This window comes from Streptomyces chlorus (assembly GCF_042655885.1).
Taxonomy (GTDB): domain Bacteria; phylum Actinomycetota; class Actinomycetes; order Streptomycetales; family Streptomycetaceae; genus Streptomyces; species Streptomyces chlorus.
Window position 1 is genome coordinate 305,012 of record NZ_JBHSOA010000025.1, and the last position, 12,632, is coordinate 317,643.

Genomic DNA, 12,632 nt, shown 5'->3' on the forward strand with positions numbered 1-12,632 from the left:
TCCGTAAACGCCGCGGTGGCGTCCCACCTCCTGGACCATGTCCTCGTACGACCGCCTCCCACCTGGCGCTTTGGGATTTCTTTTACCTCGCTCTTTACCAAACCTTGGTGATGGAGGTAAAGTTTTGCACACGGAGGGGAGTACTCCCTGTCTGTGCGGCGACCTCGTCAATACGGATCATTCCTGATCCCGGGGCGTCGGCCCATCGGTCTTTCTCGGGTGCTGTCGAGCACCGGGGGGCCGGGGTGGAAGAGACCTCCGGCAGCGATGACGCTGACATTTTCCGTGAGACGTATCTGCCGGAGGCGCAGTGGAAGTTACCTCGACCCTATGGGTCCTTACTGTCCTGGGCCTTGTCGCCCTCATCTCCATCGACTTCTTCATCGGGCGCAAGCCGCACGACGTTTCCATCAAGGAAGCCGGGATCTGGACCATCGTCTGGGTCGTTCTGGCCGTGCTCTTCGGACTCGGTCTGCTGGTCTTCGGAGGGGGACAACCCGCAGGTGAGTTCTTCGCCGGCTACATCACCGAGAAATCGCTGAGCGTCGACAACCTGTTCGTCTTCGTCCTGATCATGACGAAGTTCGCGGTGCCGTCGCAGTACCAGCAGCGGGTGCTCCTCGTCGGTGTGCTCATCGCCCTGGTGCTACGGACCGTCTTCATCGCCGCGGGCGCCGCGATCATCGCCAACTTCTCGTGGGTCTTCTACATCTTCGGCGCCTTCCTGATCTACACGGCCTGGAAGCTCATCCAGGAGGCCCGGTCCGACGAGGAGGAAGAGGGGTTCGAGGAGAACAAGCTCCTCAAGGCCGCCGAGCGCAGGTTCGGTGTGGCCGACCGGTACCACGGCACCAAGCTGTGGATCGAGCAGAACGGCAAGCGGGTCATGACCCCGATGCTGGTCGTGATGCTCGCCATCGGCACCACGGACGTGCTCTTCGCACTCGACTCGATTCCCGCGATCTTCGGCCTGACCCAGGACCCGTACATCGTGTTCACGGCGAACGCGTTCGCCCTGATGGGCCTGCGGCAGCTGTACTTCCTCATCGGTGGCCTGCTCAGCAAGCTGGTCCACCTGTCCTACGGCCTGTCGATCGTTCTCGGCTTCATCGGTGTGAAGCTGGTGCTGCACGCACTGCACGAGTCCGGCGTTCCTGTTCCGGAGATCAGCATCCCGGTGTCGCTGGGCGTGATCTGCGGCGTCCTCATCGTCACCACGATCACCAGCCTCAGGGCCTCCAAGAAGCAGGCGCTGAAGGACCAGGCCGAGGCGGGCCGGGGCTAAGGCGCCGACAAGGACAGCATCGACGTCTGACCCGTCCGACGTCTGACCCGTCCGTCCGGAAACGGACAGGCAATGCCCGGGAGCGGACGCGACGCGGAGTCGCGCACCGCTCCCGGCATCTGCCTGTCTCGTGCCGGAGCACAACACAACAACCGGCGGAAGGGATGTCGGTCACGCTCACTGCCGTCCGTCGAGGACCGTCCCTCCAGCCAGTAGAGGAGATCATGCGCGACAACGACAACCTCGGAACGACAAGGATCATGCAAGGAATCGGGGTCGCCGGACATCGGCGGGACCGCTCGCACGAACTGGTATCTGGTGATGGCGTGGATGTGAAAGCGATCGGTATGACAAGTGAGTCCACAGGGCGTCGAGTGACCGAAGGCCAGGGTTCCTTCCCGTCTGAGAGCCGCGCATGATCGGTTGGATCAGAACGATCGGCGAGCGGTGGACGATCCTCGTGCCCGTGCTCGCGGTGGTTCTCCTGGCTCTGACCTGGGGAAGCAAGCTGTCCGGCGCGCTCATCGCCGTGGCGGTCGTGGTACTGGCGGCAGCCGTGCTGGCCGCGGTGCACCATGCGGAGGTGGTGGCCCACCGGGTCGGTGAACCCTTCGGCTCACTGGTCCTCGCGGTCGCCGTCACGATCATCGAGGTCGCGCTGATCGTCACCCTGATGATCGACGGCGGGCCCGATACCGCGTCCCTGGCCAGGGACACCGTTTTCGCGGCCGTGATGATCACCTGTAACGGCATCCTCGGCCTGAGTCTGCTGGTCGGCTCGCTGCGTCACGGCACGGCCACCTTCAATCCGGAAGGCGCCGGCGCGGCGCTCGCCACGGTGGCCACGCTGGCGGGCCTCACCCTGGTGCTGCCGACGTTCACCACCAGCAAGCCGGGCCCGGAATTCTCCGGGGTGCAGCTCACCTTCGCCGCGGTCACCTCGCTGATCCTCTACGGCTTGTTCGTCACGACACAGACCGTCCGGCATCGTGACTACTTCCTGCCCGTGGTCAAGCCCGGCAGGCCCAAGCCGGTCGTGGACCCGGAGGACGACCACGCGGACGCGCCCTCCACCCGCACCGCCATGATCAGCCTCGGGCTGCTCGGCCTGGCCCTGGTCGGGGTGGTCGGCCTGGCCAAAGGCGTTTCGCCCGCCATCGAGTCCGGTGTCAAGTCGGCCGGCCTGCCCCACGCCGTCGTCGGTGTGATCATCGCGCTGCTGGTTCTGCTTCCCGAGACCATCGCCGCAGTGCGCGCGGCGCAGCGCAACCGGGTGCAGACCAGTGTGAATCTCGCGCTTGGCTCAGCGATGGCCAGCATCGGCCTGACCATCCCCGCGGTCGCGATAGCCTCCCTCTGGCTCTCCGGCCCGCTCGTCCTGGGCCTTGGCAACACCCATATGGTGCTGCTCACCCTGACGGTGGTGGTCGGCGCCCTGACCGTTCGCCCCGGCCGGGCCACACCGCTCCAGGGCGGGGTGCACCTGGTGATCCTCGCGGCCTATCTCGAACTGGCGATCAACCCGTAGGGCCGACTCCGGAAACCGCCTCCGGGCGGGGCGTGTCAGGCGCAGACCCACGTGCCGGCGCACCACCACCCGGAGGCGGTTCCGTTGGCACACCGGGCCCGGGGCAACCGCCCGCGGGATCGTGATAGACCGGTCCGAGCGGCGTCCCGGTGACGGCTGCAGCAAACCCGCTTCATCCTCTTTGCGACGTCTTTCCGACTCTTCCCGACCTTTTCCGAACGGACCGGAGGAACTGTGCACCACAGCCTGGCCGATGCCCCGATCATGATTCTCAACGGCCCCAATCTGAACCTGCTCGGGCAGCGTCAGCCGGAGATCTACGGCTCCGAGACGCTCGCCGACGTGGAGGCGCTGTGCGTCGAGGCGGCAGGCGCGCACGGAGGCGCGGTGGACCTGCGGCAGTCCAATCACGAGGGCGAGCTGGTGGACTGGATCCACGAGGCGAGGCTGAACCACTGCGGCATCGTGATCAACCCCGGCGCCTACTCGCACACCTCCGTCGCCATCCTGGACGCCCTCAACACCTGCGACGGCCTGCCCGTGGTGGAGGTCCACATCTCCAACATCCACCGGCGGGAGTCCTTCCGGCACCACTCCTACGTCTCGCTGCGGGCCGACGGGGTCATCGCGGGATGCGGGGTGCAGGGGTACGTGTTCGCGGTGGAGCGGATCGCGGCGCTGGCCGGCACCGGACGGGCACGGGCGTAAGTCCCGCCCCCTGGAATCCGCCCTGGAGGGCGGGGCCCGCCCGGGCCGGCGCCTGTGCCGGGACATCCGGCCGCCGCTCACCAGCCCCGCGCGCGCCACCGGGGCAGCTGCGGGCGCTCCGCGCCCAGCGTGGTGTCGTTGCCGTGCCCGGGGTAGACCCAGGTCTCGTCGGGGAGCACGTCGAAGATCTTCGTCTCGACGTCGTGGATCAGGGCGGCGAATGCCTCCGGGTCCTTGTGGGTGTTGCCCACACCGCCCGGGAACAGGCAGTCCCCGGTGAACACATGGGGATGCCCGTGCGGATCGTCGTAGACGAGGGCGATCGAGCCGGGTGTGTGGCCGACGAGATGGCGCGCGGTGAGTTCCACCCGCCCCACCCGGATCGTGTCGCCGTCGTCGACCAGGACGTCCGTCGGCACCGGGATGCCCTCGGCGTCGTCCCGGCCCGCGTGGGTGCGGGCACCGGTGGCCGTCACCACCTGGGCGAGCGCCTGCCAGTGGTCGCCGTGCCGGTGCGTGGTGACGACGGACGCGATGCCGTCGTCACCGATCGTGCCCAGCAGGGTGTCCGCGTCGTTGGCCGCGTCGATCAGCAGCTGCTCGTCGGTGGCCCGGCAGCGCAGCAGATAGGCGTTGTTGTCCATGGGCCCGACGGCGACCTTGGTGATCATCAGGTCTTTGAGTTCGTGCACGTCGGCCGATCCGCCGACCGTCACACGCCCGCTGTACGTCATGGCGGCCAGCCTATAGCGGGGGAAGGGTCGGCAGGGTGCCGAGCTTCACCGTCAGTCCGGAGCCACCGCGGCGTCCGGAGAGCCAGCCGAGCAGGTCGGCGGCCGGACCCTCGACCTCGACCGGGCCGCCCGGCGCGCCGCCGCCGGTGGTCCAGGTCCGGCCGTCACTCGTGGTCAGCCGCGTCGTGGGCACGTCCTGGTGGCCGTCGAACCGCGCCCTCAGGAAGCGGATCTCCCGCTCGGTGAAATCCTCCGGCAGATCCTCCGGCTCGTAGCCGATGCCGAGGTCCACGTGGTGCAGTTCCACCTCGACCCAGCGCCGGAAGGGCAACCGCTCCGCCCGGTCGGTGACCCCGTTGCGCAGCTCCACCGTGCGCGACCAGTCCGCCGGTGCCGCGCCCACCCGCTGGAAGCGGGCTGCCGTCTCCCGCAGGTCCGCGAGCTGGACGTCGAGGGGGCGCGGGGCGTCCCGCTCGATGTCGGCCTCCCGGGTGGCGCCGGAGACGTACATCGGACGCCCCTCCAGGGCGTTCACCAAGGCGTCCGCGTTGCGCGCGATGTGGGCCAGCACATGTCCACGGGTCCAGCCCGGAAGCCGTGACGGCTGCGTCACAGCGGCGTTGTCCAGTGCAGCGACCGCGCGGAGCAGCCGTTCGGTCGCTGCGTGTACGGACGCCAGGTCATGAGTGTGATCAATCATGGTGCCGACCCTAGTCCCGCCACACCTTCGGGTGAAGGTGGTGAAGGAAGGCCGTGAATCGAATGCACGTGCTATAAGTTCGGACGTGGCGTCGGGCATGCTGGAGAGCCGGGGATTGTTGTCAACCCGTGAATCCGACCGGCGTTGTCAGTGGCTCGCCCTAGTGTGGAAAGACACGGGGGCCCCGCCCCTGTCACTTCTCTCAGAAAGGTGCGGACCCGCGTGGCCGACCGTCTCATCGTCCGTGGAGCGCGCGAGCACAACCTCAAGAACGTCTCGCTCGACCTCCCGCGCGACTCGCTCATCGTCTTTACGGGCCTGTCGGGGTCGGGCAAGTCCTCGCTGGCCTTCGACACGATCTTCGCCGAAGGACAGCGGCGCTACGTGGAGTCGCTCTCCTCGTACGCCCGGCAGTTCCTCGGCCAGATGGACAAGCCGGACGTCGACTTCATCGAGGGACTGTCCCCGGCGGTCTCCATCGACCAGAAGTCGACCTCGCGCAACCCGCGCTCCACCGTGGGCACCATCACCGAGGTCTACGACTACCTGCGACTGCTCTTCGCGCGCATCGGCAAGCCGCACTGCCCCCAGTGCTCCCGGCCCATCTCGCGTCAGTCGCCGCAGGCCATCGTCGACCGGGTGCTGGAGCTGTCGGAGGGCAGCCGCTTCCAGGTGCTGTCGCCGCTGGTGCGGGAGCGCAAGGGCGAGTTCGTCGACCTCTTCGCCGACCTCCAGACCAAGGGCTACTCCCGCGCGCGGGTGGACGGCGAGACCGTCCAGCTCGCCACCCCGCCCACGCTGAAGAAGCAGGAGAAGCACACCATCGAGGTGGTCGTCGACCGCCTCACCGTGAAGGAAAGCGCCAAGCGCCGCCTCACCGACTCCGTCGAGACCGCGCTCGGCCTGTCCGGAGGCATGGTCGTGCTCGACTTCGTCGACCTCCCCGAGGGCGACCCCGAGCGCGAGCGCATGTTCTCCGAGCACCTGTACTGCCCGTACGACGACCTGTCCTTCGAGGAGCTGGAGCCCCGCTCCTTCTCCTTCAACTCGCCCTTCGGCGCCTGCCCCGAATGCTCCGGCATCGGCACGCGCATGGAGGTCGACCCGGAGCTGATCGTCCCCGACCCGGACAAGAGTCTCGACGAGGGTGCCATCCACCCCTGGTCGCACGGCCACACCAAGGACTACTTCGCCCGGCTGATCGGCGCCCTCGCCGACGCGCTGGGCTTCCGCACGGACATCCCCTTCGCCGGCCTGCCGCAGCGCGCCAAAAAGGCCCTGCTGCACGGCCACAAGACCCAGGTCGAGGTCCGCTACCGCAACCGGTACGGCCGCGAGCGCCGGTACACGACGGCCTTCGAGGGCGCCCTCCCCTTCGTCAAGCGCCGGCACAGCGAGGCCGAGAGCGATGCCAGCCGCGAGCGCTTCGAGGGCTACATGCGCGAGGTCGCCTGCCCCTCGTGCGAAGGCACCCGCCTCAAGCCGATCATTCTCGCCGTCACGGTCATGGGGAAGTCGATCGCCGAGGTCTCGGCCATGTCCATCAGCGAGTGCGCGGACTTCCTGGGCGCGATGAAGCTCTCCGCCCGCGACAAGAAGATCGCCGAGCGCGTGCTGAAGGAGGTCAATGAGCGGCTGCGGTTCCTGGTCGACGTCGGCCTCGACTACCTCTCGCTGAACCGCGCGGCGGGCACCCTCTCCGGCGGCGAGGCCCAGCGCATCCGCCTGGCCACCCAGATCGGCTCCGGCCTCGTCGGCGTCCTCTACGTCCTCGACGAGCCGTCCATCGGTCTGCACCAGCGCGACAACCACCGGCTGATCGAGACCCTGATCAGACTCCGCGACATGGGCAACACGCTCATCGTCGTCGAGCACGACGAGGACACCATCAAGGTCGCCGACTGGATCGTCGACATCGGTCCGGGCGCCGGTGAGCACGGCGGCAAGGTCGTGCACAGCGGAGCCCTGAAGGAGCTGCTCGAGAACACCGAGTCGCAGACCGGCCAGTACCTGTCCGGCCGGAAGGCCATCCCGCTGCCGGAGATCCGCCGCCCGCTCGACCCGTCGCGCCTCCTCACGGTGCACGGCGCCCGTGAGAACAACCTGCAAGACATCGAGGTGTCCTTCCCCCTCGGCGTGTTCACCGCGGTCACAGGCGTCTCCGGCTCCGGCAAGTCCACGCTGGTCAACGACATCCTGTACACCCACCTGGCCCGCGAGCTGAACGGCGCCCGCAGCGTCCCCGGCCGGCACACACGCGTGGACGGCGACGACCTGGTCGACAAGGTGGTGCATGTCGACCAGTCGCCCATCGGCCGCACCCCGCGCTCCAACCCGGCGACGTACACCGGTGTCTTCGACCACGTCCGCAAGTTGTTCGCCGAGACGGCCGAGGCGAAGGTCCGCGGCTACCTGCCCGGCCGCTTCTCCTTCAACGTCAAGGGCGGCCGCTGCGAGAACTGCGCGGGCGACGGCACCATCAAGATCGAGATGAACTTCCTCCCGGACGTGTACGTCCCGTGCGAGGTCTGCCACGGCGCCCGCTACAACCGGGAGACCTTGGAGGTCCACTACAAGGGCAAGTCCGTCGCCGAGGTCCTGAACATGCCGATCGAGGAGGCCATGCACTTCTTCGAGGCCGTCCCGGCGATCTCCCGCCACATGAAGACGCTCCACGATGTCGGCCTGGGGTACGTCCGGCTCGGTCAGGCGGCCACCACCCTGTCGGGCGGCGAGGCCCAGCGGGTGAAGCTCGCGAGCGAGCTGCAGCGGCGCTCCACCGGCCGCACGGTCTACGTCCTGGACGAGCCGACCACCGGCCTGCACTTCGAGGACATCAGCAAGCTGCTGACCGTCCTGTCCGGCCTGGTCGACAAGGGCAACACGGTCATCGTCATCGAGCACAACCTCGACGTGATCAAGACCGCCGACTGGGTCGTCGACATGGGCCCGGAGGGCGGTTCCGGTGGCGGCCTGGTCGTCGCGGAGGGCACGCCCGAGCAGATTGCCGCGGCCCCGGCCAGCCACACCGGCAAGTTCCTGCAGGAAGTCCTGGGACCGGAGAAGATCAGCGACGCCGTGCGTTCGACGAAGGCGCCGGCGAAGAAGACCGTCCGTCGGAAGACGGTGGCCAAGCGGTAGGGGCAGGCGGTAGGGGCAGGCGGCTGAGGCCGGGAACACCCCCGCGTCGGCGGGGACTCAGCGAGCCTGCTGTAGGGCTGACGTCGACGTCGGGACGGGGTCACGTGCCCCACGAGGAAACACTGCTCGTGGGGCACGCCCCTCGGCGCGTCCTCACCTGAGCCGAGCGGTACGTCGCCGACGGCCACTTCTTGAAGCCGAGCAGGTCGGCGGCTCGCATGTTCGGCCAGGTCGAGGGCCCCGGTGCCGATCGCGCCGGGACTCAGTGACCTGCTTCCAGCTCGTGGGCGTACGGAGGCTCGGCGCCCGCGCGTGAGCAGGTGAGCGCCGCCGCGCGCGCCGCGAAGCCGAGCAGCTCCCGCCAGCCGTCCGCGCCCAGCGCGGCCGCTCCCCGCTCGCTGAACGCGCCCCGGGCCGCCAGGCCGTGCAGCAGCGCCGCGTTGACGGTGTCGCCCGCGCCGATCGTGTCCACCACCTCGACCCGCTCACCCGGCACGGAGTACTCGCCGCCCTCCCGAGTGAACACGGTCAGCCCGTCACCGCCCCGGGTGACCACGACCGCCGCCGGACCGGCCGCCAGCCACCGCGCGGGCGTGCCGCCGAGCCACCGGGCGTCCTCCTCGGACAGCTTCAGCAGCGACACCGACGGCAGCCAGCTCAGGAACCGGGCCCGGTAGGCGTCGGGATCCGGGATCAGCCCCGGCCGGATGTTGGGATCCAGTGCGGTGAACACACCGCGCGCGTGGGCGGTGCGCATCAGCTCCTCGTACGCGCTCGCCCCCGGCTCCAGCACGAGGGAGCAGGTACCGAAGGACACCGCGCGGGTGCCGGCCGGCAAAGCGTCCGGCGCCGTGAACAGCCGGTCCGCCGTCCCCTCCACGTAGAAGGAGTAGACCGCCGAGCCGTCCGCCGCGACCGTGGCGACGGCGAGCGTCGTCGGCTCGTCACCGCGCTGCACCGACGACACCACCACGCCGGTCTCCCGCAGCCGGTCCAGCAGCGCCTCGCCGAAGGCGTCGCGGGACACCCGGGAGCAGAAGGCGGCGGGGGAGCCGAGACGGCCCAGCGCCACCGCCGTGTTGTAGGGGCCGCCCCCGAGCGCCGGCGTCAGCGCCGTGAGCGCGCCCGCGTCCTGCGGTACCAGGTCGATCAGTGCCTCACCGGCTACGACGATCACGAGGGGTCCCTTTCTCGGGTTGCTGGGTTGTTGGGCTGCCGGGCTATTGGGCTATTGGGTCTGCTGGTGGGTCTGCTGCGTGTGCCGAGGCCGTAGGGGCTCCTGGGACTGCGCAAGCCGCTCCGGGGGGTCCTGTGGGTCCGGGCAGCCGCAGGACGTGCGGTGCACGAAGGCGCAGGAGAGCCGTTCGGTCCGCGCGGGCCGGTCCGGTGCGGCGAGCCGGTCCAGGAGCACCTGGACGGCACGGGCGCCGATGTCCCTGCTGGGCTGGGCGATCGCGGTGAGCCGGGGGGAGAACAGGTCCGCCCAGGCGAAGTCGTCGAAGCAGCACAGCGCGATGTCCCCGGGCACGGAGAGACCGTGGGCGCGCAGGGCGCGCAGCGCGCCGATCGTCATGGCGTTGTTCCCGGTGACCAGCGCGGTCGGGGGAGCGCCGAGGGAGAGCAGGTCACCGGTGGCCCGTTCGGCACCGGCCGACTCGGAGTCGCCGTGCACCAGGAGCCGTTCGTCGAACGGCAGCCCCGCACCCGCGAGGCCGTGCCGGTACCCGGTGATCCGCTCGGCGGTGGTGCTGAACCCGGGCCGCCCCGCGACCAGGGCGATCCGGCGGTGGCCGAGCCCGGCGAGGTGCGTGACCAGCCGGGCCGTCGGCCCCGTGTTCTCGGCGCAGACCTGGTCGAAGCGCGGGCCGCCTTCCCCGGAGCCCTCGACCACCCGGTCGAGGAACACGGCCGGTACGCGATGGCGCCCGAGGTAGGCGAGCAGCTCGCGCGGCTGCGAGGAGGGCGCGACGATCATGCCCTCCACCCGGCGCTCGTGCAGCAGCTGCACGACCTTGCGCTCGTGCTCGGGGTCGTCGTGCGGATCGGCGATGAGCAGGCTGTAGCCGTACTCCAGGGCGGCCGCCTCGACGCCCTGGAGGATCTCGGTGAAGTACGGGTTGCTGATCGCCGACACCGCGAGCCCGATCGAACGGGTGCGGGAGGTCACCAGCGAGCGGGCCAGCGTGTTCGGGGTGTAGCCGAGCTCCTCGACGGCGTCCAGGACCGCCTGACGGGTGTGCGGGAGGACCGGCCGTGTGCCGTTCAGGACGTGCGAGACGGTCGCGACCGAAACCCCGGCGCACCGCGCCACGTCCGTCATGGTCGCCATCGCCCCTCCCTTCGCGTACCCGGCCGACGCGGGTGTCCTGCCGCAGCTTCGTGACGGGGAAGCTATCCCATCCAGCGGCAGACGTAAACGTTTGCGCAAGCGTTTACGCCTCTCGTCCACGCCGTGTCCCGTCTCGCCGTCCTCACCCGCTCCCCGCCCGGCGACCGGAGAAATCACCCCCGGTAAGGTCGCCCCGTACCGCCGTCCGACCAGTGGAGTTCCCCATGTCCGGCCGATCCGCCGCGAGCCGCCGTACCGTTCTGAGAGGCATGGCCCTCACCCCTGTGGCCGGACTCGGCCTCACCGCCTGCGGGGGAGGCGAGGAGAGGCCCTCGCGGCCGACCGGGCCCGTCGAGCTCGGCGCGGAGAGCGAGGTCGCTCGGGGGAGCAGCAAGCTGTACTGGGACCACAACGTCGTCGTCAGCCGGGACGAGGACGGCTCCTTCACGGCGTACAGCACCCTCTGCACGCACGCGAGCTGTCCCATCAACCAGCTGAAGGGGACGAAGCTGATCTGCCCATGCCACGGGAGCGAGTTCGACGCCACCACCGGCAAGGTGCTGCGCGAGCCGGCGGTGGCGCCGCTGATACCGCTCTCCGTCGAGGTCCGGAACGGCACGATCGTCGCGAAGCCGCAGACCTGAGCCGCAGACCTGAGCCGCGAGGCTGCGGCTCAGCTCTGAGCTGGGACTGAGCCTCGGCCGAGCCTCAGTCCCAGTCCCAGTCGATCCCCACGTATCCCGAGCGCACGCGCGGTTCGACCAGGTGCACCGAGCGGTGCAGAGCGCTGACCGCCAGCTCCTGACGGCCGCCGCGCGGTGCCGCCGCGGAGTGCTGGGTGAATCGGTGGCAGCGTGCCGGGAGCGCCCCGGCGTCGAAGCACACCTGGAGCGCGTACTGGCCGCCGGGGGAGTCCGTCCCGTGCAGGTACTCGCGCGAGACACCGGCCGTGCCGTCCTCGACGGCGTACCGGAACAGGAACGTGTCACCGGCCCGCAGCCGCGTGTCGAAGAGCAGCTCGGCCGCGAGCACACCGGTGTCCTGCTGCCAGCGGATACGGCCGGTGCGGCAGTTCTCCAGGGAGTGCACGGTCATCCGGGCCGGTGCGGAACCGGGGTCGCCGTAGTGGACGGCCACGAAGCGGTCGATGCCGTCCCGGTGCGCGCGCACGATGTGGTGGGACTCACGTTCCGCCAGCTCCCGGTGCGCCCCGATCCGGACCCGCTCGTGGTGCCCCAGGGTCTGCAGCCCGCTGTCCCGCGGGGCGTCGAGCTCGGCCAGCAGTCCCGCGAGGACGCCCGAGATTTCGACCAGCGAGCGGTAGGAACGGCCCGCGGGGCGGCCGTCCGGCGTCTGCTCGTCGGACTCGGCGAGCAGACGGATCAGCGACTCCTCCGGCAACTCCAGAATCTCCTCCAGCGCCCGTACCGCCCGCAGCGACTCCGCGCGCTGCGGGCGACGGGCGCCCTGTTGCCAATAACTGAGGCTGGTGACACCCACCTTCACGCCGTGGCGCGACAGATGGTGCTGCACCCGTTGCAGCGGCAGGCCGCGGGCGGCTATCGCGGCCCGCAGGGCGACGTGGAAAGGGCCGCCGCGCAGGGCCGAGTCCAGTTTCGCGGTGGTGGTGTCCATGTCCATGTCCATGTCCATGTCCATGTCCATGTCCGTGTGCGGTGTGGCGTGCGGCATGCAGGGGCCTTTCTCTGAATGTCCACAACGGCTGGTCAGGCCGTTCGCTCTGCGCACCCCGGGACCCTCCCCCGTCGGCGTGGACGGGTCTTCACATCCGTACGCCGCCGTTCAGGGCCCCGAGTTCCTCCGCATTGAAGCGTGTTGACCAATTCCCGACAACACCTGATGCCCAACAAGCGGGCACCGCGCGGTGCACACGCGTGGTGCACACACGTCAGGGGCCGTGCCGACCCGAAGGCCGGCACGGCCCCTGACGCCCTGCTGCGAAGGGCTTCCCTGCGACTTCTCTACGACTCTTCCCTACGACTGGCCTGTCGCGTCCCGACCGCTCTTCGGACGCGGACCCAGGCGCTTGGCGCGCACGATGTCGGGGTCGCGTGGGTCGAAGGAGTCGAGGAGGGCGGCCGTCTCGTCCGCGTACCGGCGGGCGCGGGCGGCCGGCCGTCGTGATTTCTCGATCCGTGTCTGTCGCATTGTCCGACCAGCCCTCCGACTCGTGACCGCGTCCGCAT

The 12,632-nt window shown here is 69.6% G+C and carries 12 protein-coding genes; 6 read left to right on the top strand and 6 right to left on the bottom strand.

The features are described from left to right. Positions 1 to 310: 310 nt before the first annotated feature. The 4 genes from ACFPZI_RS12930 (at position 311) to aroQ (ending at position 3,521) form a co-directional block, all read left to right on the top strand. The gene (locus tag ACFPZI_RS12930; RefSeq protein ID WP_381362465.1) at positions 311 to 1,285 is read left to right on the top strand and encodes a TerC family protein; all 975 of its coding nucleotides are present in this window, start codon (positions 311 to 313) and stop codon (positions 1,283 to 1,285) included. A gap of 224 nt (positions 1,286 to 1,509) precedes the next feature. Then, positions 1,510 to 1,704 carry a hypothetical protein gene (locus ACFPZI_RS12935; protein WP_381362468.1) on the top strand — a complete coding sequence of 65 codons (195 nt, stop codon included), beginning with the start codon at positions 1,510 to 1,512 and terminating at the stop codon, positions 1,702 to 1,704. Continuing rightward, positions 1,701 to 2,813, top strand: coding sequence for a calcium:cation antiporter (locus ACFPZI_RS12940; protein WP_381362471.1), 1,113 nt, complete (start codon positions 1,701 to 1,703; stop codon positions 2,811 to 2,813). Before ACFPZI_RS12935 ends, ACFPZI_RS12940 begins: the two co-directional genes overlap by 4 nt. A 234-nt stretch (positions 2,814 to 3,047) precedes the next feature. Then, the gene (gene aroQ, locus ACFPZI_RS12945) at positions 3,048 to 3,521 is read left to right on the top strand and encodes a type II 3-dehydroquinate dehydratase (RefSeq protein ID WP_381362473.1); all 474 of its coding nucleotides are present in this window, start codon (positions 3,048 to 3,050) and stop codon (positions 3,519 to 3,521) included. A 77-nt stretch (positions 3,522 to 3,598) separates the two neighbouring features. Here aroQ and ACFPZI_RS12950 read toward each other — a convergent pair whose 3' ends face one another. Continuing rightward, positions 3,599 to 4,255, bottom strand: coding sequence for an MBL fold metallo-hydrolase (locus ACFPZI_RS12950; protein ID WP_381362475.1), 657 nt, complete (start codon positions 4,253 to 4,255; stop codon positions 3,599 to 3,601). A 10-nt stretch (positions 4,256 to 4,265) separates the two neighbouring features. Further along, the gene (locus ACFPZI_RS12955; protein WP_381362478.1) at positions 4,266 to 4,955 is read right to left on the bottom strand and encodes a maleylpyruvate isomerase family mycothiol-dependent enzyme; all 690 of its coding nucleotides are present in this window, start codon (positions 4,953 to 4,955) and stop codon (positions 4,266 to 4,268) included. Between the two features lie 222 nt (positions 4,956 to 5,177). On the opposite strand from ACFPZI_RS12955, the gene uvrA reads away from it, so the two are divergent. Beyond that, positions 5,178 to 8,096, top strand: a complete 2,919-nt coding sequence (uvrA, locus tag ACFPZI_RS12960; RefSeq protein ID WP_381362480.1) for an excinuclease ABC subunit UvrA — start codon at positions 5,178 to 5,180, stop codon at positions 8,094 to 8,096. Positions 8,097 to 8,358: 262 nt separating this feature from the next. Here uvrA and ACFPZI_RS12965 read toward each other — a convergent pair whose 3' ends face one another. Next, a complete protein-coding gene (locus tag ACFPZI_RS12965; protein WP_381362482.1) occupies positions 8,359 to 9,273 on the bottom strand; it encodes a carbohydrate kinase family protein in 915 nt (304 codons plus the stop codon). Between the two features lie 51 nt (positions 9,274 to 9,324). After that, a complete protein-coding gene (locus ACFPZI_RS12970) occupies positions 9,325 to 10,425 on the bottom strand; it encodes a LacI family DNA-binding transcriptional regulator (protein ID WP_381362485.1) in 1,101 nt (366 codons plus the stop codon). Between the two features lie 224 nt (positions 10,426 to 10,649). On the opposite strand from ACFPZI_RS12970, the gene ACFPZI_RS12975 reads away from it, so the two are divergent. Then, the gene (locus ACFPZI_RS12975) at positions 10,650 to 11,069 is read left to right on the top strand and encodes a Rieske (2Fe-2S) protein (protein WP_381362488.1); all 420 of its coding nucleotides are present in this window, start codon (positions 10,650 to 10,652) and stop codon (positions 11,067 to 11,069) included. A gap of 64 nt (positions 11,070 to 11,133) precedes the next feature. Here ACFPZI_RS12975 and ACFPZI_RS12980 read toward each other — a convergent pair whose 3' ends face one another. Next, positions 11,134 to 12,117: a hypothetical protein gene (locus ACFPZI_RS12980; protein ID WP_381362490.1), complete on the bottom strand. Its 984-nt coding sequence runs from the start codon at positions 12,115 to 12,117 to the stop codon at positions 11,134 to 11,136. 303 nt (positions 12,118 to 12,420) lie between these two features. After that, the gene (locus ACFPZI_RS12985; RefSeq protein WP_381362493.1) at positions 12,421 to 12,594 is read right to left on the bottom strand and encodes a hypothetical protein; all 174 of its coding nucleotides are present in this window, start codon (positions 12,592 to 12,594) and stop codon (positions 12,421 to 12,423) included. Positions 12,595 to 12,632 lie beyond the last annotated feature (38 nt).

Coding starts and splice junctions, on each gene's coding strand:
- ACFPZI_RS12935 (WP_381362468.1), top strand. CDS start 1,510: ATGCGCGACAACGACAACCTCGGAACGACAAGGATCATGCAAGGAATC.
- ACFPZI_RS12940 (WP_381362471.1), top strand. CDS start 1,701: ATGATCGGTTGGATCAGAACGATCGGCGAGCGGTGGACGATCCTCGTG.
- ACFPZI_RS12950 (WP_381362475.1), bottom strand. CDS start 4,255: ATGACGTACAGCGGGCGTGTGACGGTCGGCGGATCGGCCGACGTGCAC.
- ACFPZI_RS12955 (WP_381362478.1), bottom strand. CDS start 4,955: ATGATTGATCACACTCATGACCTGGCGTCCGTACACGCAGCGACCGAA.
- ACFPZI_RS12970 (WP_381362485.1), bottom strand. CDS start 10,425: ATGGCGACCATGACGGACGTGGCGCGGTGCGCCGGGGTTTCGGTCGCG.
- ACFPZI_RS12975 (WP_381362488.1), top strand. CDS start 10,650: ATGTCCGGCCGATCCGCCGCGAGCCGCCGTACCGTTCTGAGAGGCATG.
- ACFPZI_RS12980 (WP_381362490.1), bottom strand. CDS start 12,117: ATGCCGCACGCCACACCGCACACGGACATGGACATGGACATGGACATG.
- ACFPZI_RS12985 (WP_381362493.1), bottom strand. CDS start 12,594: ATGCGACAGACACGGATCGAGAAATCACGACGGCCGGCCGCCCGCGCC.